At 63.0% G+C, this 18,748-nt stretch carries 20 protein-coding genes; 11 read left to right on the forward strand and 9 right to left on the reverse strand.

Features of this window, described 5'->3' with window-relative positions:
- Positions 1 to 252: 252 nt before the first annotated feature.
- The 6 genes from GTP55_RS22600 (at position 253) to GTP55_RS22625 (ending at position 5,152) form a co-directional block, all read left to right on the forward strand.
- Positions 253 to 1,116 (forward strand): CheR family methyltransferase, encoded by an 864-nt coding sequence (locus tag GTP55_RS22600; RefSeq protein ID WP_154357326.1) that lies wholly within the window; start codon positions 253 to 255, stop codon positions 1,114 to 1,116.
- A gap of 9 nt (positions 1,117 to 1,125) precedes the next feature.
- Complete coding sequence (gene cheD, locus GTP55_RS22605; protein WP_161047085.1) at positions 1,126 to 1,725, forward strand: chemoreceptor glutamine deamidase CheD; 600 nt, start codon at positions 1,126 to 1,128, stop codon at positions 1,723 to 1,725.
- 19 nt (positions 1,726 to 1,744) lie between these two features.
- Complete coding sequence (locus GTP55_RS22610) at positions 1,745 to 2,821, forward strand: protein-glutamate methylesterase/protein-glutamine glutaminase (RefSeq protein ID WP_161047086.1); 1,077 nt, start codon at positions 1,745 to 1,747, stop codon at positions 2,819 to 2,821.
- 136 nt (positions 2,822 to 2,957) lie between these two features.
- Positions 2,958 to 3,347: a chemotaxis response regulator CheY gene (gene cheY / locus GTP55_RS22615; RefSeq protein WP_008450066.1), complete on the forward strand. Its 390-nt coding sequence runs from the start codon at positions 2,958 to 2,960 to the stop codon at positions 3,345 to 3,347.
- A 113-nt stretch (positions 3,348 to 3,460) separates the two neighbouring features.
- Entirely contained in the window at positions 3,461 to 4,672 is a 1,212-nt protein-coding gene (locus tag GTP55_RS22620; protein WP_161047087.1) for an EAL and HDOD domain-containing protein, read from the forward strand.
- A 66-nt stretch (positions 4,673 to 4,738) separates the two neighbouring features.
- A complete protein-coding gene (locus GTP55_RS22625) occupies positions 4,739 to 5,152 on the forward strand; it encodes a hypothetical protein (RefSeq protein WP_161047088.1) in 414 nt (137 codons plus the stop codon).
- Here GTP55_RS22625 and panC read toward each other — a convergent pair.
- The 3 genes from panC to GTP55_RS22640 form a co-directional block, all read right to left on the reverse strand.
- Positions 5,149 to 5,988 (reverse strand): pantoate--beta-alanine ligase, encoded by an 840-nt coding sequence (gene panC, locus GTP55_RS22630; RefSeq protein ID WP_161047089.1) that lies wholly within the window; start codon positions 5,986 to 5,988, stop codon positions 5,149 to 5,151. The genes GTP55_RS22625 and panC overlap by 4 nt on opposite strands.
- Positions 5,989 to 6,013: 25 nt before the next feature.
- Positions 6,014 to 6,838 carry a segregation and condensation protein A gene (locus GTP55_RS22635; RefSeq protein WP_371868419.1) on the reverse strand — a complete coding sequence of 275 codons (825 nt, stop codon included), beginning with the start codon at positions 6,836 to 6,838 and terminating at the stop codon, positions 6,014 to 6,016.
- Positions 6,839 to 6,975: 137 nt separating this feature from the next.
- Positions 6,976 to 7,185, reverse strand: a complete 210-nt coding sequence (locus GTP55_RS22640) for a DUF3460 family protein (protein ID WP_110848807.1) — start codon at positions 7,183 to 7,185, stop codon at positions 6,976 to 6,978.
- A gap of 126 nt (positions 7,186 to 7,311) precedes the next feature.
- Between GTP55_RS22640 and GTP55_RS22645 the strand changes: the two genes are divergently transcribed.
- Both GTP55_RS22645 and GTP55_RS22650 read left to right on the forward strand, forming a co-directional pair.
- Complete coding sequence (locus GTP55_RS22645) at positions 7,312 to 8,214, forward strand: DMT family transporter (RefSeq protein WP_161047091.1); 903 nt, start codon at positions 7,312 to 7,314, stop codon at positions 8,212 to 8,214.
- A 76-nt stretch (positions 8,215 to 8,290) separates the two neighbouring features.
- Positions 8,291 to 9,964, forward strand: coding sequence for a hypothetical protein (locus GTP55_RS22650; RefSeq protein WP_202423830.1), 1,674 nt, complete (start codon positions 8,291 to 8,293; stop codon positions 9,962 to 9,964).
- Here the strand turns inward: GTP55_RS22650 and GTP55_RS22655 are convergent.
- A complete protein-coding gene (locus GTP55_RS22655; protein ID WP_161047092.1) occupies positions 9,930 to 10,835 on the reverse strand; it encodes a LysR family transcriptional regulator in 906 nt (301 codons plus the stop codon). The genes GTP55_RS22650 and GTP55_RS22655 overlap by 35 nt on opposite strands.
- A 108-nt stretch (positions 10,836 to 10,943) precedes the next feature.
- Between GTP55_RS22655 and GTP55_RS22660 the strand changes: the two genes are divergently transcribed.
- Both GTP55_RS22660 and GTP55_RS22665 read left to right on the forward strand, forming a co-directional pair.
- Positions 10,944 to 11,567: a glutathione S-transferase family protein gene (locus GTP55_RS22660; RefSeq protein WP_161047093.1), complete on the forward strand. Its 624-nt coding sequence runs from the start codon at positions 10,944 to 10,946 to the stop codon at positions 11,565 to 11,567.
- Positions 11,568 to 11,569: 2 nt separating this feature from the next.
- A complete protein-coding gene (locus GTP55_RS22665; protein WP_161047094.1) occupies positions 11,570 to 13,579 on the forward strand; it encodes a 2Fe-2S iron-sulfur cluster-binding protein in 2,010 nt (669 codons plus the stop codon).
- Position 13,580: 1 nt separating this feature from the next.
- On the opposite strand, the gene GTP55_RS22670 is transcribed toward GTP55_RS22665, so the two are convergent.
- The 5 genes from GTP55_RS22670 to metG form a co-directional block, all read right to left on the reverse strand.
- The gene (locus GTP55_RS22670) at positions 13,581 to 13,898 is read right to left on the reverse strand and encodes a hypothetical protein (protein WP_161047095.1); all 318 of its coding nucleotides are present in this window, start codon (positions 13,896 to 13,898) and stop codon (positions 13,581 to 13,583) included.
- Between the two features lie 90 nt (positions 13,899 to 13,988).
- Entirely contained in the window at positions 13,989 to 14,294 is a 306-nt protein-coding gene (locus GTP55_RS22675; protein ID WP_161047096.1) for a hypothetical protein, read from the reverse strand.
- Positions 14,291 to 14,776: a hypothetical protein gene (locus tag GTP55_RS22680; RefSeq protein WP_161047097.1), complete on the reverse strand. Its 486-nt coding sequence runs from the start codon at positions 14,774 to 14,776 to the stop codon at positions 14,291 to 14,293. Before GTP55_RS22680 ends, GTP55_RS22675 begins: the two co-directional genes overlap by 4 nt.
- A gap of 85 nt (positions 14,777 to 14,861) precedes the next feature.
- Positions 14,862 to 15,341, reverse strand: a complete 480-nt coding sequence (locus tag GTP55_RS22685; protein WP_161047098.1) for a GNAT family N-acetyltransferase — start codon at positions 15,339 to 15,341, stop codon at positions 14,862 to 14,864.
- A gap of 9 nt (positions 15,342 to 15,350) precedes the next feature.
- Entirely contained in the window at positions 15,351 to 17,516 is a 2,166-nt protein-coding gene (gene metG / locus GTP55_RS22690) for a methionine--tRNA ligase (RefSeq protein ID WP_161047099.1), read from the reverse strand.
- 100 nt (positions 17,517 to 17,616) lie between these two features.
- Between metG and apbC the strand changes: the two genes are divergently transcribed.
- On the forward strand, positions 17,617 to 18,705 hold the full coding sequence (apbC, locus tag GTP55_RS22695; RefSeq protein ID WP_161047100.1) for an iron-sulfur cluster carrier protein ApbC: 1,089 nt from the start codon (positions 17,617 to 17,619) through the stop codon (positions 18,703 to 18,705).
- Positions 18,706 to 18,748: the final 43 nt, after the last annotated feature.

Below are 18,748 nucleotides of genomic sequence, written 5' to 3' on the forward strand. Positions count from 1 at the left end.
AAATCGAGGCCGTCCATCTTCGGCATCTCGACGTCCAGCGTCAGCACGTCGGGGTTGGTTTGCTTGATCAGTTCGCGCGCCCGGCCGCACCGAAGAAACCTGCAGCGGCGTCTTCGGGCGCCGACGAGTGGGAAGAGTTTTAAGCTGTACCCGTCGTACCCGCGCACGCGGGTACCCATGCTGAGCATAGGCTCCCGCGTACGCGGGAGTGACGGTTGGCATAGTTAGCATGACCTGAGAGGATGTAAGCATATGCCGCAATCAAAAGACACGGTCAAGGAATTTGACTTCAACGCCCGGGACTTCGAACGGGTCCGCGGGCTGATCTACAAACGCGCCGGCATTTCGCTGGCCGACAGCAAGCAGGAGATGGTCTACAGCCGGCTGGCCCGGCGGCTGCGCGCCACCGGCATCGACTCCTTCGCCAAGTACCTGGACGACCTGGAGTCGGGCAAGCTGGGCGAGGAGTGGGAGTCGTTTACCAACGCCCTGACCACCAACCTGACGTCGTTCTTCCGCGAAGCGCACCACTTCCCGCTGCTGGCCGAGCACGTCAAGGGCAAGCGCGAGCCGCTGACCATCTGGTGCTCCGCCAGCTCCACCGGCGAGGAGCCGTATTCGATCGCCATGACGGTGTGCGAAGCGTTCAACACGCTCACGCCCAACGTCACCATCGTCGCCACCGACATCGACACCAATGTGCTGGCCACCGCCGCCAACGGCGTCTATGGCATGGACCGGCTGGACAAGATGTCGCCCGAACGCCAGCGCCGCTTTTTCCTCAAGGGCAAGGGCGATCGCGAAGGCATGGCGCGCGTGCGGCCGGAATTGCGTAATATGATAACGTTCAAGCAGTTGAACTTGTTGGCGGACAGCTGGCCGATCAGCGGCCAGTTCGACGCCATTTTCTGCCGCAACGTGATGATCTACTTTGACAAAGCCACCCAGCGCAAGATTCTGTCGCGCTTCGTGCCGCTGATGAAACCGGATGCGCTGCTGTTTGCGGGGCACTCGGAGAATTTCCTGTATGTCTCGGAGTCGTTGAAACTGCGCGGCAAAACCGTCTACGAATTGGACGATACCGCTGCGGCCCGTAAAGCACCGCAACGCACATGAGAATAAAACATGGACCTCGAACAATTTGCCACGAACGTCTACTTTGACCGTACGTTCGACTGCCAGGCCGCCAAGATCCTGCCCGGTGAGTATTACTTTACCAGCAAGGATATGCTGATCGTGACCGTGCTCGGTTCCTGCGTGTCGGCCTGCATCCGCGACCGCGTCACCGGCCTGGGCGGCATGAACCACTTCATGCTGCCGGACGGCGGCGGCGACAACGGCAGCCCGGTCTCGGCCTCCGCGCGCTACGGCACCTACGCCATGGAAATCCTGATCAATGACCTGCTCAAGGCCGGCGCGCGGCGCGAAAACCTGGAGGCCAAGGTGTTCGGCGGCGGCGCCGTGCTGAAGGGTTTTACCGCCATCAACGTCGGCGAACGCAACGCCGCCTTCGTGCTGAACTTCCTCAAGGTGGAGAAAATCCGCGTGGTGGCGGAGGACCTGAACGACATCTACCCGCGCAAGGTGTATTTCTTCCCGCGCACAGGCAAGGTGCTGGTCAAGAAACTGATGCAAAGCCATAACGACACGCTGGTCAAACGGGAAATCGAATATGCCAGCCGCCTCAAAGTGGCGCCGGTGGGTGGTGAAATCGATCTGTTTTAAATAACAAGAAAGCCTTTTTATGAAGATCAAAGTCCTGGTGTGCGACGACTCCGCACTGATCCGTAGCGTGATGAGCGAGATCATCAACTCTCAGCCCGACATGGAAGTGGTGGGCGTGGCGCCCGATCCGCTGGTGGCGCGCGAACTGATCAAGCAAACCAACCCCGACGTGCTGACGCTGGACGTCGAGATGCCGAAGATGGACGGCCTCGATTTCCTCGAAAAGCTGATGCGCCTGCGGCCGATGCCGGTCTTGATGGTGTCGTCACTGACCGAGCGCGGCTCGGAAATCACCATGCGCGCGCTGGAGCTGGGCGCCGTCGACTTCGTCACCAAGCCGAAGATCTCGATTCAGGCCGGCATGCGCGAGTACACCGAACTGATCACCGACAAGATCCGCGCTGCTTCCAAGGCGCGCGTGCAGGCGCGCCGCCTGCCGCAGCCGGGCGCCGACGGCCATGCGGCCACGCCGTTGTCGGCCTTGCGCAACCCGCTGCTGTCGTCGGAAAAACTGATCATCATCGGCGCCTCCACCGGCGGCACCGAGGCGATCCGCGAATTCCTGATGCAGATGCCGTCCGACTGCCCCGGCATCCTGATCACCCAGCACATGCCGGAAGGCTTCACCCGCTCGTTCGCCAAGCGGCTCGACTCGCTGTGCAAGATATCGGTGCAGGAGGCGCAGGGCAATGAGCGCGTGCTGCCGGGCCATGCCTACATCGCGCCCGGCCACTCGCACCTGTACCTGACCCGTAGCGGCGCCAACTACATGACCCGTATCGACCAGGCTGAGCCGGTCAACCGTCACCGGCCGTCGGTCGATGTTTTGTTCCGTTCTGCTGCACAAGCCGCCGGTAAGAACGCGGTCGGTGTTATCCTGACTGGCATGGGCAAGGATGGCGCGGCGGGGATGCTGGAGATGCGGACCGCCGGCGCGTATAATTTTGCCCAGGACGAGGCGAGTTGCGTGGTGTTCGGGATGCCGCGCGAGGCGATTGCGGTCGGCGCGGCGCACGAAGTGGGGGCACTGCAGGCACTGCCGGGCATGGTTCTGGGACACCTGGCGCAGCATGGGATGCGTGCCTTGCGTGTTTAATCGTGCAACTGTGACGTTTTACTGCTACTTTGTTCGCCTTCAGGCAACGAAAATGCTATCCTACAACTTAATGCCGAATGTGGGCACGATTAGTAGGCAATATTAACAACCGCGTAGAGAAACAACGGAGCAATTCATGGCTGATCCAAAGATGAAATTTTTAGTTGTTGACGATTTTTCGACGATGCGCCGCATCGTCCGGAATCTGTTAAAAGAACTGGGTTATGCCAATGTCGACGAGGCAGAAGATGGCGTGATGGCGCTGGCCAAACTGCGCGCCGAATCGTTCGACTTCGTCGTGTCCGACTGGAACATGCCGAACATGGACGGCCTGACGATGTTGCAAAACATCCGTGCCGACCCGGCGCTGGCCAAACTGCCGGTGCTGATGGTGACCGCCGAGGCCAAAAAAGAAAACATCATTGCCGCAGCCCAGGCCGGCGCCAATGGCTACGTGGTGAAGCCATTCACCGCCGCTACGCTGGACGAAAAACTGAACAAGATCTTCGAGAAACTCGGCGCTTGATTCAGGCCTGCGAGTTACGGCGGTGAGCGGCACCCGTGCACCCCGCACACCGCTGCGGCCAGGGTCTGACCCCGTACGGGGTCGGACCCTTTCGTTTTGGGGTATTGTGAATCATGCACCAGACTAACTTCATCGTCCGTGAACCTTTGCTCGACCCCAAGCAGCGCGTGGTCGGGTACGAGCTGTGCTGGCAACAGTCCAGCAGCGGCGCAGCGTCGACGCTGGAGGCGCTGGAGTCGCTGGTCGGCTTCGTCGCCGGCCAGGTGGTCGACCAGGATGACGGCTGGCTGCTGCGCGACAAGACCCTGTTCCTGGAAGCCGTGCCGGCCATGCTGTCGACCGACGCCTTGTACGCGCTGCCGCCTGAGCGCACGGTGTTGTCGATCAAGGCGGCTGAGCTGGCCAATCCGGATACCCTGGCGGCGGTGCAGGGACTGCGCGCCGGCAACGTTGGCGTGCTGCTGCGGGAAGCCGACCTGACGCGCATCGGCAATCGTCTGCCGAGCATTGCCTCCTATGTGGAAGTGCGCTTCTCCGGCGCCGATGTGGCGACCCAGGCGCGCACCTATGCCGGCCTGAAGCAAACCAGCGTGGGCATGATCGCCCGCCCGGTCAGCAACTGGGCCGACTTCGACGCCTGCGCCGCGCTGGGCCTGAACGCCTTCGTTGGCAAACTCCACCTGACACCGCGTCCCTCGACCGACAGCAAGGGCTTGAACCCGGCTCAGACCATCATCATGCAGCTGATGCAGATGGTGCGGCAAAACGCCGATATCGCGCAGCTGGAGGCGGTGCTGAAGCGCGACGTCACGCTGTCGTACAAGCTGCTGCGCTTCATCAACTCGGCCGGCTTTGGCGCAGGCAGGGAAGTGCAGTCGCTGCGCCAGGCGCTGACCTTGCTGGGCTACCAGCCGCTGTACCGCTGGCTGACCCTGCTGCTGGCAACCGCCAGCACCTCCGGCTACTCGCCGGTGCTGCTGGAAACGGCGGTGGTGCGCGGTCGTCTGGCCGAGCTGCTGGCGCAATCGGCGCTGGGCAAGAGCGAGGCGGAAAATGTGTTCGTGGCGGGCATGTTCTCGCTGCTGGACCGGCTGCTGGGCATTCCGATGCAGGACGTGCTGGCCAACATCCAGCTGTCCGACGACGTGGTGGCAGCGCTGCTGACGCGCAGCGGCAAGTACGGGCCTTACCTGGCGCTGGCCGAGGCGTGCGAGCTGAATTCCGACCTGGTGGCCTCGCTGGCCGCGACCCTCAAGCTGAGCCCGCTGGACGTCAACAAGGCGCATCTCTCAGCCTTGGCCTGGGCCCAGAACGTCGCCGCCTGATCTGCCTCAAACGCCGCACGCGCAGTCGTTGACGCCCCCGATTGCTCGGCGCATGATGACACCATCATGAATGCCAATTCCGACAGAGAGTACATCGACAACAAAGTGGGCGACGTCCGCACCGCTGTGGACGACGTACGGACCTCTTTGGAAGATTTGCGCGTGTCGATTAACGAGCGTTTTGATGCGCTACGCTCCACGATGGATGCACGGTTTAACGCCACTGACGCGAAGATAGATGCTGCCGTCGCGAAAGGCGTGTCAGAAATGATTAAATGGGTCGTAGGATTGTTTATCACGCTGATCGTGCTGGTTGTTGGCCTGTCGAGCGTGGTAATGAATCTTGTGCTCAGGCAGCCACCGGCGGCGGCCCCACTACCCGCTCCAGTGCCGGCAATAAGCACGCCGGCGGTGATTATCCAGCTGACGCCGCAAGGCGCTACCGTGTTGCCGGCCGCGCCTGCGGGGGCCAAACCTTAAATTTCCAGATTGTCGATCAGGCGGGTCGTGCCCAGTTTGGCAGCGGCCAGCACCACCAGCGGCGTGCCTTGCGCCAGATCGCCGGCGTTTGGCGGTTGCAGGTCGCCGCGCTTGCGGATCGAGATGTAGTCCGGCTTCCAGCCGCGCTGGGCCAGATCGTCCATCGCCTTGTGCTCCAGCTGGAACACATCCAGATGGCCGGAGCGCACCTCGTCCGCCACGGCATTCAGCGTCTGGTACAACGCCGGCGCCTCAGCACGCTCAGTCGCCGACAGATACATATTGCGCGACGACAGCGCCAGGCCATCTTCCGCGCGATACGTCTCGGCGGCGATGATCTCGGTCGGCATGGCAAACTGACGCGACATATTCCGGATGATCATCAACTGCTGATAATCCTTCTTGCCGAACACCGCCACGCGCGGCTGCACGCACGAGAACAGCTTGGTCACCACGGTGCACACGCCGTTGAAGAAGCCCGGACGGAACTCGCCCTCCAGCGTATTGCCGAGGCCATCCGGCGGCTGCACGCGGTATTCCTGCGGCTCCGGATACAGATCCTTCTCGGTCGGCGCAAACAACACGTACACGCCTTCCTTCTCCAGCTTCTCAACGTCGGCCTGGAAGGTGCGCGGATACTTGTCGAAGTCCTCGTTCGGGCCGAATTGCAGGCGGTTGACGAAGATCGACGCCACCACCGGGTCGCCATGCTTGCGCGCCAGGCGCATCAGCGACAGGTGGCCTTCATGCAGATTGCCCATGGTCGGGACAAAGGCGGTGCGCAGCTGACCGCTGAGTTGGTCGCGCAGTTCTTCAATCGAGGTGATGATTTTCATGGTGTAAGCTCATTCGTATACCGGCTCACGCCGGCGAGTAGGCCAGCCGCACGTAGATCGGTGCGAACGGTTCGGCCTGGGTAATTTCAATCAAAGTTTCCTTGGCCAGCTCCAGCAGCGCGACAAAGTTGACCACCACCACCGGCACGCCGCCGGCCACGTCAAACAGATCGGCAAACTCGACAAAGCGCGCCGATTGCAGCCGCCGCAGGATGCCGGTCATGTGCTCGCGCACCGACAGTTCCTCGCGGCTGATCTTGTGATGCTGGGTCAGCTTGGCCCGCTTCATCACATCCAGCCACGCTTGTTGCAGGTCGCTGGCCACCACTTCCGGCCAGGTCGGCACCAGGCTCTGCTCGATGAAGATTTCGGTGCGGACGAAATCGCGGTCGAGCTGCGGTATGGCGTTGAGGTCGTACGCGGCCAGCTTGATCTGTTCGTATTCCAGCAGCCGGCGCACCAGTTCGGCACGCGGGTCGTCTGCTTCCACGTCCAGATCGACCTGGCGCTGCGGCAGCAGCATGCGCGATTTAATCTCGATTAGCATGGCCGCCATCAGCAGGTACTCGGCCGCCAGCTCCAGGTTCGACAGGCGGATCTGGTCGACGTACTTCAGGTATTGCAGCGTCAGCTGCGCCATCGGGATGTCGAGGATGTTGAAGTTCTGCTTGCGGATCAGGTAGAGCAGCAGGTCCAGCGGACCTTCAAACGCGTCGAGGAAAATCTCCAGCGCGTCCGGCGGGATGTACAGGTCGGTGGGCAGCTTGAGCAGCGGCTCGCCATACAGGCGGGCGAGGGCGGAGACTTCGGTGGTGACGGCCGCCGCTTCGGCCACCGCCTCAGCGTTCACGGCATCGTCGGCTGCGCCATCCACGCCGGCGTCGGATGCGACGATACCGGCGCCGGACTCGCCATCGGCGGCATCCGGTGCTGGCGGCTGTACGTCAGCCGTATCGTCTGGCAACATCCTTGCCGCCCCGCGTGTGCTTAGAGTTTGTTCTGGTAGACGTAAGCCTGTTGCTTGACGGCCGATTCCAGCTGGCGCTGTTGCTCATCCAGCGAAACCGGTGGACGATCCCACAGCAGCGCGCGGCCCAGTTGCTGGCCAGCCTCAATGCCTGGGTTCTTCTCCTTCAACGCCTTGATGAACAGGGTGTGCTCGGATTCGTACATCGAATGTTGTTTAGAAAGTTTCATATTATCTAAGTGGGTGGATCAGCAACGGCTATTTTACCGCGCCCCGGCGTTGCAAGGCTATTTCTATCGCTTGTGGTCACCCGGATCGGGTATGCTCCTGCTGATAATGTTGTGTAAACATAAAAAATGACCACGCGCCTCACGTCCAGAACCATTTTCCTGCTGACCTTGCCGCCATTGCTGTGGGCCGGCAATGCCATCGTCGGCCGCCTGGTGCACGACCAATTGCCGCCGGTGCTGCTGAATTTCCTGCGCTGGGGCATCGCCTTCTTCCTGCTGCTGCCGCTGGCCCGCCCGGTGTTCCGCCGCGAGGCCGGCCTGTGGCAACATTGGAAACGCTACGCCATGCTGGGCTTGCTCGGCATCGGCATGTACAACGCGCTGCAGTATATGGCGCTGCAAAGCTCGACGCCGATCAACGTCACGCTGGTGGCGTCCGGCATGCCGGTGTGGATGATGCTGAGCGGCTGGCTGTTCTTCGGCGTGCCGGTCAACCGGCGGCAAGTGGCAGGGGCCGTACTGTCGATCGCCGGCGTGCTGCTGGTGCTGGCGCGCGGCGAATGGCGACATGTGCTGGAACTGCGGCTGGTGCCGGGTGACCTGTTCATGATCCTGGCCACCATCGCCTGGTCGTTCTACAGCTGGCTGCTGACGCGCACCACCGAACCGGCCGGCATGCGCGCCGACTGGGCCAGCTTCCTGCTGGCGCAGGTGGCGTTTGGCGTGCTGTGGTCGGGCGGGTTTGCGCTGGGCGAGCAGGCGCTGGGGGCGATTCCAGTGCAGTGGAGCTGGGGCTTGGCGGCGGCGCTGCTGTACGTCTCGACCGGCCCTGCCATCGTCGCCTTCGGCTGCTGGGGCGCGGGCGTGCGCGAGGCGGGACCATCGGTCGGCAGCTTCTTCGTCAACCTGACGCCCTTGTTCACGGCCGTGCTGTCGTCGGCCTTCCTCGGCGAAGCGCCGCACGGCTACCATGCCGCTGCATTTGCGCTGATCGTCGGCGGCATCATGGTCTCCGCCCGGCGCGGCTAGAAAGCTTGATGGAGCGTAACAAGCTCGGGCCAACGCCGTTCTAAACTGCAACTCCGCCAATTTCAGGAGTGACAGCATGCCGCCACGTCCCGTTCTTGCTGTGCTGGCAGCGGCAGCCCTGTACTGCACGGCCGCCATGTCATCGCCCGCCGCCCCGCCACCAGAGGCCAGCATCCGCGACGCCCTCGCGCCCGGCTTGCTGGGACTGTATGCCACCGATCGCTTCAAGCTGTCCACCGGCCGCTGCCAGGACTGCCTGGCCCCGCAGCAAGCGCTGTGGTACTTCAACGATGACATGATCGCCGTGGCCAAGGCCGACGCCGCCGGCTACGCCCCGCGCCTGCGCGCGCAGGAGGATGTGCAGGCCTGGCTAATCGACGGCAAGGGCCGGCCGAGCGGCCAGCCGCCGTCCTTGCTGTGGATCGGCTCGCCGCATGTGGCGGAAGGGCGTTTGCAGGCGGGCGGACAACTGTCACGCGCCGGCAATGCGGCGCCGCTGGCCGTGACGCTGACGCCGCGCCTGTCGAGCAACCGCGCTTACATGGACGACAGCAGCGTCGCCTTTTTCGCCGATGGTGAGATCAAGGCACGCGGCGCGCTGCGCGACGAACACTTCGTCATCCGCACGCTGTGGCCCAAACGCTATGCCATCAATGCGGCTGCCGCCAGCCAGCCGCTGGCGCGCGGCGAAACCATCGAAAGTCTGGTGCGCGCAGAACATGGCGGCGCCCAAGCCAATTTTGCCGTGCGCACGCTGTGGCGCCGCGATGGCGGCGCGCAGCCGATGGCCCTGGCCGGCAAGCCGGTGCTGGGCTTTATCCTGAACGGTGCGCAAGGCGATGACGATGAGTCCTACGGCGGCCATTTTGCCGTGGCGACCGGCCGCTTCGGCGGCGCCGGCGAGTGGGACGACTGGCTGGTGAATAATTTCTACAGCCTGGCTTCGGTCAGCGAGAAAGGCATCATCGCCGCCACGCTGCCCATGGATGCGTATATGGGTGACCTGAACAGCGGCCAGTCCTGGTATCGCCCGTCGTACATGCTGGTAGCGGTATTGAAGGACGCCCGCGCGCCAGCCTTGTATCAGGAAGCGATCAGCCGCGTGTTCAGTCATTTCTACCGGCAGGATTTTCATTACCGTCATGCCAGCACCAACTGCGCCGGCATCAACGTCGAGACTTTGCGCACCTTGGGCTGGCAGATTCCTCGCCTGGGTGGCGAAGCGCCACTGAAGGCTGCGATGGCATTGCCTTACATGGCGCTCAAGGACGTCAGTCTGGCAAGCGGGCAGAGCGCCTATGATTACTTGAAAACCGAGCGCACTGAGCTATTGCCGTTTGTGGCGTTCAACACGATCGGCGAGGATTTGCTGCGGCGTCTGACAAGCGGTGCGGCCCGCAGCGGGCTGGAGGCGCAACTGGCGGACGATCTGGAAGCGCTGCTGTTCGTGCGGCTGCCGCAATATCCGTCGTCGCGCGCGTTCGGCAGCGATCCGGTGCTGTCGTTGCGCGAGTACCAGCAGCGCGCGCCGGCCAACCGCGCGGACTGGAAGATTGTGCCGGTGGCGCCGCGTGCGTTTCCTGCCACCTTCAAGGATCCCGCTGCGCCGCGCGAGCGCCGGCCTGCATCGGCCAGGGCAACCTGGGTTTGGGGCGGCGTTGCGGTGACGGCGCTCGCGGCCGGCGGCTGGATCGTCACCCGCCGCCGCAAGACTGCTAGCCGGCGGTTGCAGCCTTCAGCGCGTCGATAAACACGCGCACTTTCTGCGGCACGTGCGAGGTGGCGGGGTAGACCGCGTGGATATCGCTTTCCTGCAGCGACCAATCCGGCAGTACGCGCACCAGCCGTCCCGCCGCCACGTCGTCCTTGACCGAAAACACGGTGGCGCGCAGCACGCCGTCGCCGCTCAATGCAGCCGCGCGCGTAGCGTAGGCGGTATTGGATGAGAACACGGTGTTCTGCATGCGCACGTGCGCCTGCTTGCCGGCGCCATCACTTAGCGTGAATTGCGTCGGCTGCGCCAGTACCGACAGCGACACATACGGCAGCGCCGGCAGATCGTCCGGCGTGGCCGGCATGCCGTGGCGGGCGAGGAAATCGGGACTGGCCACCAGCCAGCGCACCAGCGTGGCCACGCGCGTGGCCATGTGGCCGGAGTCGGCCAGCTTGCCCAGCCGTACCGTGACGTCGATGCCCTCCGCGATCAGGTCGATGATGTGGTCGCCGCAGGTGAGGTCGATCTTCAGCGCCGGATAGCGCGCACGCAGTTGCGCCAGCAGCGGCGACACCACAATCAGCCCATAGTCGATCGGCGAGGCCACCCGCAGCGTACCTTGCAACTGGTCGCGGCCGCTGCGCGCCTGTTCGATGGCTTGTTCGGCCGCTTGCAGCAACTGGCGGCTGGCTTCGTAAAACGTGCGTCCGGCCTCGGTCAGGCTGAGCTTGCGCGTCGAGCGCAGCAGCAGGCCGACGCCGATTTCCTGCTCCAGCAGCTGCATGTGTTTGCTGACCATGGATTTGGCCAGCCCCAGCCGCTCGGCGGCGGCCGTCAGTGACCCAGCCTCCACCACGGCAACAAAGGTGGTCAGGCGGTTCAGGTTAATAGTGCTGAGATCGATCATGGCTTGATTGTACACTTTGGGTGGACATTGATTCCGATTTTGTCCGTCTTATCAGCACGATGGATGCTCCTTATACTCGCTTCATCATCAACCAACCAAGGACGCATCATGAAACTGTACGGCATTCCCCTCTCTGGCCACACCCACCGCGCGCAGTTGTTCCTCGGCGTGCTGAACCTGCCGCATGAGTTCGTCTCGGTCAACCTCGGCGCCGGCGAGCACAAGCAGCAGCCGTTCCTGTCGCTCAACGCGTTCGGCGAAATTCCGGTATTGCAGGACGGCGATGTGACGCTGGCCGATTCCAACGCCATCCTGGTCTACCTGGCCTCCAAATACGACGACACCGGCCGCTGGCTGCCGCGCGATCCGCTGGCCGCCGCCAACGTGCAGCGCTGGCTGTCGGCCGCGGCCGGCAAGATCGCTTACGGTCCGGCCACCGCCCGCCTGGTCACCGTGTTCAACGCGCCGCGCGATCACGACGCTGCCAAGGACATCGCCGTGCGCCTGTTCGACGTCATGGAGCAGGAGCTGCATGGCCGCCGCTGGCTGGTGGGTGAACACGCCAGCGTTGCCGATATTGCCGCCTTCAGCTACGTCGCCCATGCGCCGGAAGGCGGCGTCTCGCTCAAACCGTATCCCAACATCCGCGCCTGGCTGGACAATGTGCGCGCACTGCCGGGCTTCGTGGCCATGCCCGCCACCAAAGCCGGCCTCGCTCCCGAGGAGGTGTAATCATGAATGCCGCTGCCTCTCCCTTCCACGCCGGTGAACTGGCAATCCAGGAACGCGTTGGTGTGCGCGAACAAATGGCCGGTGCAGCGGCATTCATCCGCGACCACATGCCGGCCCAGCATCGCGAGTTCTTCCAGTCGCTGCCGTTCTTCTTCCTTGGTGCGCTGGACGCGGCCGGGCAGCCGTGGGCGACCATGCTGGCGGCGGATGCCGGCTTCATTTTGTCACCGGATGCGCGCACGCTGGATGTCAACGGCGGCATGCTGCCGGGCGATCCGCTGCAAGGCCAGCTGCATGCCGGCGCGCACGTCGGCGGGCTGGGACTGGAGCCGACCACGCGCCGCCGCAACCGCGTCAATGGCGAGATTGTGTCGGCCAATAATGGTGTGCTGCGCATCGCCATTACGCAAAGCTTCGGCAACTGCCCGCAGTACATCCAGCATCGCCAGCATAGCCCGGCGCCGGACGATGGCCACGCCGTGCAAGCCCTGCGCGCCGGCAAGCTGAGCGACGCCGACCGGGCGTTGATCGCCCGTGCCGATACCTTTTTCATCGCCAGCGCCAATATGGCGTCCGATGCGGGGCGGGGCCGTGGTGTGGATGTGTCGCATCGCGGCGGCCGGCCCGGCTTCGTGCGGGTGGACGACGATCACACGCTGACGTCGCCTGAGTTCGTCGGAAACTATTTCTTCAACACCATGGGCAATTTGCTGACGTCACCTCGCGCCGGCCTGCTGTTCATCGACTTTGAGCGCGGCGACATGCTGCACCTGGCGGTGGAAGCGGAGATCATCTGGGATGGCCCGCAATTGCAGGCCTTTGTCGGCGCTGAAAAATTGCTGCGTTTCCATGTGCGCGAAGTGGTGCGCAACGTCGGCGCGCTGCCGTTCCGCTGGACCGCGCCGCAGCCGGCCGCACAAGTAGCGCGCACCGGCAACTGGACCGAGGCGGACAGCGTACAGTCCGCTGCCGCGCTGGTCAAAGGCTGGCGCTCGTTCGCCGTGGCCGACGTGGTGACGGAGAGTGACGGCGTGCGCTCGTTCCATCTGGAGCCGGCGGACGGCGCCGGCGTCGCGCCGCATGTGCCGGGTCAGTTCATCTCGCTGCGCGTGCCGGCGTGGGCGGACGAGGGTGTGGCGTCGCAGATCCGCAGCTATACGATTTCCGACGCGCCGAATGGCCGCCAGTACCGCATCAGTGTCAAGCGCGACGGCGTGGTGTCGTCGTGGCTGCATGCGCATCTGGCGCCGGGCGCGTTGATCGAGCTGATGGGGCCGGGCGGCGAGTTCACGTTTGAAGAGGGCACGCAGCGGCCGGTGGTAATGCTGTCGGCCGGCATCGGCATCACGCCGATGATCGCGATGCTGAACGGCTTGCTGGTGAACGGCAGCCGCACCCGGCACAAGCATCCGATCTGGTTTATCCACGGCGCCCGCAGCCGCAACGACCATGCGTTTGCCTCGCATCTCGAAGCGCTGGCGGCGGGCCATAACAATCTGCATCTGTACACGCGCTATAGCAGCCAGGACGGACATATCGACATGGCGATGCTGAAGGATTTACTGCCATTCGATGACTATGACTTTTATCTGTGCGGCCCGGCCGCCTTCATGCAAGCGATGTACGACGGCTTGCGCAAGCTGAACGTGGCCGATGCGCGCATTCGCTTCGAGGCGTTCGGTACGGCCAGCTTACGGCGCGATGCTGGCCTGGTGGCTACACAGGTTGTGCCGGAGCCGGCCAGCGGACCGGTAGCTATACGCTTCGAGCGCTCTGGTGTGGAGGCGACCTGGGACGGCACACATGGCAGCTTGCTCGAATTGGCCGAGGCCAGCGGTGTGGAGGCGCCGTCCGGCTGCCGTTTGGGACTGTGCGGCTCGTGCGCAACCGGTCTGTCAGGGGGCGACGTCAGCTACACACGTAGTTGCGGCACCGAGCCGGAAGCCGGCCAGGTGCTGCTGTGTTCCGTCGTGCCACGCGCCGGTAGCGGCGCGCTTACGCTGGCGCTGTAAGTCAGCCGCGCTTCGACTTGACGTTCTTGTCTTCACATGGCGCGTGGGCCGGGGCGGTTGCGCCGCCGTCGGTGGCTGCGGTGTTGCAATCGACCTTGTTCTTGTCGCGCTGCATCTGCTTGCGCTCCTTGGCGGTTTTGGCCGGTGCGGTGTTCTGCATGTTCGAATTGTTTTGCATCGTGGTCGACTGCTGTTCGCCGCTGGTGGCCGCGCTTTGGCCTGCGGTTGGCGTGCCGGTATTGGTGGTACCCGAAGTTTGGGCCATGGCGGCCGTGCTCAGGCATGCGGCTGCGATCAGGGCGATAAATTTGCTGTTCATGATGGTCTCCAGTACTGAGGTTCGAGAGTGTTCATTGTTTCACGCTAAGGCTGGCTGGCTCGTAGGAGCCGGCCTTGTGTGGCGGTCAGACTAGGACCGGCTTTTAACGTCGGGATTCGGTGTGGTTGGCGCGGCGTGCGGCGCGGAAGCCTTGCCGTTGTGCTGGCCGCAGCCTGCGGTTTTGCCCTTGCCGGCCTTGGCCTGCGTTTCGACGTTTTCGCCGCCGCTGGCCTCGGTACCACCTGCCATATTGCTACAGGCGGACGCGCTGGATTTCTTCGCTGGCGCTGCTTTGGCGTCGCCGGTTTTCACGGCTGGATCGGGCTGGGCCTGATGCGCCCATACTGGCGCACCCAGGCAACCTGCCATCAGGTAGAAGGCAAGCGCGCGCTTCATGGTCGCACCTGGCCGGGCTGGGCGCCGTTGTTACAGGCGACGTTGGGAGCGGTGTCCACGCGGCTGCTATTGGTCAGTGGTGGCGCGCCGGTCGTCGCGCTGCTTGTTCCGTTGACGCAATTGACAGTGCTGCCGTTGCGGTTGAGGGTGTTGCTATTGGTGTTGTTCAGATTGTTATTGTTGAGGTTATTGCTATTCAGATTGCTGCTGGGATTGTTGTTATTCAGATTGTTGCTATTGAGGTTGCTGTTCGGATTGGCCAGCGTATTGGGCGGGTTGCTGAGCGTGCTGCGGCTTTGGTTCAGCGGCATGGTGTTGGGATTTTGCGTGCCGGCCGGTTGCATGGTGGTCGGCCGCGCGGCCGTCCCCGCCGTTGTGCCGGTGGTGCCGGTGTTGCCAGTTTGGCCGGCTGGGGTGGTCTGGGCGGTGGCTGCAAAGCTGAAGCCGGCGGCGACGATCAGGGCGATAAATTTGCTGTTCATGTTCTGCTCCTCGAAATGATTCGGTGAGCAGTTATTCTTTCATGCGAGCCCGGGTGCACACGTAGGACACACGCCCGCACGTCTGTCAGTGTCGTAGCAGACGCCGCATGACCAGCGGCGGCGGTTCCAGCGGATTCGCATGGGAATATTCCAGCTCTTCCGCCAGTTCAAACTCGTAGGCGGCGTAGAAATCGATCAGCTTGGGCTGGTCGGCGCGCACCGCCAGTCGCACTTCCTGCACGCCGGACGTCAATCCATGGTGGATCACCGCCTCCAGCAAGTGCTGCGACAGGTTGGTGCCGCGATGCGTGGGCAGCACGCCCATGCGGCACACTTCCCACACGTCCTGTTCCGAATCGAGCGGCAGCCAGCGCACCGAGCCGATTGCCTGATTGTCGACCTCCAAAACAAAACCGCCGCCATCGCGCAGGTGTTCTGCAACGATGACGGCGGTTTCGCGGTGGCCGCTGGAGGTGACGCTGACCTTGCCGGCCCACGCAGCGCGCGTGAGCTCGGCGATCAGTCTGGCATCATCCGTTGTTGCTTCGCGCACACGCAGGTTCATGCCCGGTCCTTAGCTGATGCGCATGCCTGGCTCGGCGCCTGGCCATGGATTCAGGATGTAGATGCCCGGCTTGGTTTTCTCATCCACCGCCGAAGCCGCCATGACCATGCCTTCCGACACGCCAAACTTCATCTTGCGCGGCGCCAGGTTGGCCACCAGCACGGTCAGCTTGCCGATCAGGTCTTCCGGCTGGTACATCGACTTGATGCCGGAGAACACGTTGCGCAGGCGGCCTTCGCCGGCGTCCAGCGTCAGGCGCAGCAGCTTGTCCGACCCTTCCACGTGTTCGCAGTTGACGATCCTGGCGATGCGCAGGTCGACCTTGAAGAAGTCGTCCACCGAGATTTCCGGCGCGATCACTTCGATGCCGGTTTCGGTCACGGCGACTGCCGGCGCGGCCTTGGCCTTGGCTGGCTTTTCGGCCTTGACGGCAGGGGCGGCAGCTTGGGCGGCGGCGCCTTGGGGGGCGTCGAACAGCTCTTCGATCATCTTGGCGTCAACGCGGGTCATCAGGTGCGCGTAGGCGCCGATGGTGCGGCCCAGCAGCGCGCTGGACACCACGCCGCTGGTGACGTCGGTATCGGCCCACACCAGTTGCTCGTCGTTGAGGAACTTGGCGACGTTGGCGGCGACACCCGGCAGCACCGGCGACAGCATCAAGGTCAGCTGGCGGAACAGGATCAGCGCGGTGGTGCAGACGTCGTGCAGCTCGGCCAGCCTGGTCTCATCCTTGGCCAGGATCCATGGCTTGTTCTCGTCCACGTACTGGTTGGTGATGTCGGCGATTTCCATGATTTCGCGCAGCGCCTTGCCAAACTCGCGTGCCTCGAAGTTGGCGGCGATGTTGGCCTGGCGCTCCACGCCTTCCGGCGTTACCAGCGCGCGCTTGATCCATTCCTGCGCATTGGCGGACAGGCTGTCGGCCAGCTTGCCGTCGAATTTCTTGGCGATGAAGCCGGCGCAGCGCGAGGCGATGTTGACGTACTTGCCGATCAGGTCCGAGTTGACGCGGGCCACGAAGTCGTCGCCGGTGAAGTCCAGGTCTTCCACCTTGGAGTTCAGCTTGAAGGCGATGTAGTAGCGCAGCCATTCCGGATTCATGCCCAGGTTCAGGTAGCGCAGCGGCGAGATGCCGGTGCCGCGCGACTTGGACATTTTTTCGTTGTTGACGGTCAGGTGGCCGTGCACCGCTACGCGCATGCGCTCGACCGTCGGCAGGCCCGAAAACTTCAGCATCGCCGGCCAGAACAGCAGGTGGAAGGAGACGATATCCTTGCCGATGAAGTGGATCTGCTCGGTATTCGAATCGCGCAGGAAAGCCTCGTAATCCAGGCCTTTCTTGTCGAAGTAGTTTTTCAGCGACGCCAGGTAGCCGACGGGCGCGTCCAGCCAGACGTAGAAGTACTTGCCCGGCGCGTCCGGAATCGGGATGCCGAAGTACGGCGCGTCACGCGAGATATCCCAGTCGGCCAGCTTTTCGCCGGCTTCGCCCAGCCATTCGGAGACCTTGTTGACCATTTCCGGCTGCAAACGGCCAGGCGTGTTCAGCCAGGCTTTGAGGAACTCGTAGCAGCGCGGGTCGGACAGCTTGAAGAAATACTGTTCCGAATCCTTGAGCACCGGCGTGGCGTTGGTAAACACCGAGAACGGGTTGATCAGTTCGGTTGGCTGGTAGGCGGCGCCGCACACTTCGCAGTTGTCGCCGTACTGGTCCTTGGCGTGGCACACCGGGCATTCGCCCTTGATGTTACGGTCGGCCAGGAACATGCCTTTGACCGGGTCATAGAAGCGCGGCACGATTTTGGTCTGGATCAGGCCGGCATCGCGCAGCTTGCGGTAGATGCCTTGCGACAGTTCGACGTTTTCCGGCGAATCGGTCGAATACCAGTTATCGAAAGCGATGTGGAAACCGTCAAGATACTGGGCACGGCCGGCGGCGATCTTGGCCACGAACTGCTGCGGCGTGATGCCTTCCTTCTCGGCGGCGATCATGATCGGCGTGCCGTGGGTGTCATCGGCGCCCACAAAATGCACCTCGCGCGCCACACCGTTGTCGCGCTGCATTCGCTGGAAGCGTACCCAAATGTCGGCCTGGATGTACTCCATCATGTGGCCAATATGGAAGGCGGCGTTAGCGTAGGGCAGGGCAGTGGTGACGAACAGCTTGCGGGTCATGGTTTGTTGCACTTTGTGGATGGAAAGGGATCATTTTAACAGCGGATGCGGCACTTGCGCAGGTTGCGCTAGAATGGCGGCATATTTAACGGAGAGTTACATGAGCATTGCAGTAGAAGACGTCAAGGCCGCCCTGTCCAAAATTGTTGATCCAAACACAACGAAGGACTTCATAACGGGTAAAGCCGTCAAGAATTTAAAGGTCGATGGCAGCGATATTTCGCTCGATATCGAACTGGGCTACCCAGCCAAAAGCCAGATCGACGGCATCCGCGCCAGCGTCATCGCCGGCCTGAAGACCCTGCCGGGCGTGGGCAACATCAGCGTCAGCGTGTACACAAAAATCCTGGCGCACACTGTGCAGCGCGGCCTGAAGCCGATGGTCAATGTCAAAAACATCATTGCCGTGGCCTCGGGCAAGGGCGGCGTCGGCAAATCGACCACCGCCGTCAACCTGGCGCTGGCGCTGGCCGCCGAAGGCGCGTCGGTTGGCCTGCTGGATGCAGATATCTACGGCCCATCGCAGCCGATGATGCTGGGCGTGAAAGGCCGTCCGGAAACCAAGGATGGCAAATCGATGGAGCCGCTGGAAAACTACGGCGTGCAGGTTTCTTCCATTGGCTTCCTCATCGACCCGGACGAGCCGATGGTCTGGCGCGGCCCGATGGTCACCCAGGCGCTGCAACAGCTGCTGGAACAAACCAACTGGCGCGACCTGGATTACCTGATCGTCGACATGCCGCCAGGCACTGGCGACATCCAGCTGACCCTGTCGCAAAAAGTGCCGGTCACCGGTGCGATCATCGTCACCACGCCGCAGGACATCGCGCTGCTGGACGCGCGCAAGGGCCTGAAGATGTTCGAAAAGGTCGGCATCCCGATCCTGGGCATCGTGGAAAATATGAGCGTGCACATCTGCACCAACTGCGGCCATGCGGAAGAAATCTTCGGCCACGGCGGCGGCGAGAAGATGTGCCAGGACTTCCACGTCGACTTCCTCGGCGCGCTGCCGTTGACCATGGCGATCCGCGAGCAGGCTGACGCCGGCAAGCCGACCGTGGTGGCCGATCCGGACGGCCAGGTCGCTGCTATTTATAAGGCGATTGCCCGCAAGGTCGCGATCCAGGTGTCGGACAAAGCCAAGGACATGACCAGCAAGTTTCCGACCATTGTTGTAAAAAACGACTAAACCGGGGCGTCAGCATGATGAAATCGGTATTGACGGCAGGCTT

Origin of the sequence: Duganella margarita (assembly GCF_009857535.1) — a bacterium.
Lineage (GTDB): Bacteria > Pseudomonadota > Gammaproteobacteria > Burkholderiales > Burkholderiaceae_D > Rugamonas > Rugamonas margarita.

Excerpts from the sequence above, each read along its gene's own strand:
- GTP55_RS22620 (WP_161047087.1), top strand. The coding sequence starts at position 3,461 with ATGCACCAGACTAACTTCATCGTCCGTGAACCTTTGCTCGACCCCAAG.
- GTP55_RS22660 (WP_161047093.1), top strand. The coding sequence starts at position 10,944 with ATGAAACTGTACGGCATTCCCCTCTCTGGCCACACCCACCGCGCGCAG.
- GTP55_RS22625 (WP_161047088.1), top strand. The coding sequence starts at position 4,739 with ATGAATGCCAATTCCGACAGAGAGTACATCGACAACAAAGTGGGCGAC.
- GTP55_RS22610 (WP_161047086.1), top strand. The coding sequence starts at position 1,745 with ATGAAGATCAAAGTCCTGGTGTGCGACGACTCCGCACTGATCCGTAGC.
- cheD (WP_161047085.1), top strand. The coding sequence starts at position 1,126 with ATGGACCTCGAACAATTTGCCACGAACGTCTACTTTGACCGTACGTTC.
- GTP55_RS22670 (WP_161047095.1), bottom strand. The coding sequence starts at position 13,898 with ATGAACAGCAAATTTATCGCCCTGATCGCAGCCGCATGCCTGAGCACG.
- apbC (WP_161047100.1), top strand. The coding sequence starts at position 17,617 with ATGAGCATTGCAGTAGAAGACGTCAAGGCCGCCCTGTCCAAAATTGTT.
- GTP55_RS22640 (WP_110848807.1), bottom strand. The coding sequence starts at position 7,185 with ATGAAACTTTCTAAACAACATTCGATGTACGAATCCGAGCACACCCTG.
- GTP55_RS22650 (WP_202423830.1), top strand. The coding sequence starts at position 8,291 with ATGCCGCCACGTCCCGTTCTTGCTGTGCTGGCAGCGGCAGCCCTGTAC.
- panC (WP_161047089.1), bottom strand. The coding sequence starts at position 5,988 with ATGAAAATCATCACCTCGATTGAAGAACTGCGCGACCAACTCAGCGGT.
- metG (WP_161047099.1), bottom strand. The coding sequence starts at position 17,516 with ATGACCCGCAAGCTGTTCGTCACCACTGCCCTGCCCTACGCTAACGCC.
- GTP55_RS22645 (WP_161047091.1), top strand. The coding sequence starts at position 7,312 with ATGACCACGCGCCTCACGTCCAGAACCATTTTCCTGCTGACCTTGCCG.
- GTP55_RS22600 (WP_154357326.1), top strand. The coding sequence starts at position 253 with ATGCCGCAATCAAAAGACACGGTCAAGGAATTTGACTTCAACGCCCGG.
- GTP55_RS22665 (WP_161047094.1), top strand. The coding sequence starts at position 11,570 with ATGAATGCCGCTGCCTCTCCCTTCCACGCCGGTGAACTGGCAATCCAG.
- GTP55_RS22680 (WP_161047097.1), bottom strand. The coding sequence starts at position 14,776 with ATGAACAGCAAATTTATCGCCCTGATCGTCGCCGCCGGCTTCAGCTTT.
- cheY (WP_008450066.1), top strand. The coding sequence starts at position 2,958 with ATGGCTGATCCAAAGATGAAATTTTTAGTTGTTGACGATTTTTCGACG.
- GTP55_RS22675 (WP_161047096.1), bottom strand. The coding sequence starts at position 14,294 with ATGAAGCGCGCGCTTGCCTTCTACCTGATGGCAGGTTGCCTGGGTGCG.
- GTP55_RS22685 (WP_161047098.1), bottom strand. The coding sequence starts at position 15,341 with ATGAACCTGCGTGTGCGCGAAGCAACAACGGATGATGCCAGACTGATC.
- GTP55_RS22655 (WP_161047092.1), bottom strand. The coding sequence starts at position 10,835 with ATGATCGATCTCAGCACTATTAACCTGAACCGCCTGACCACCTTTGTT.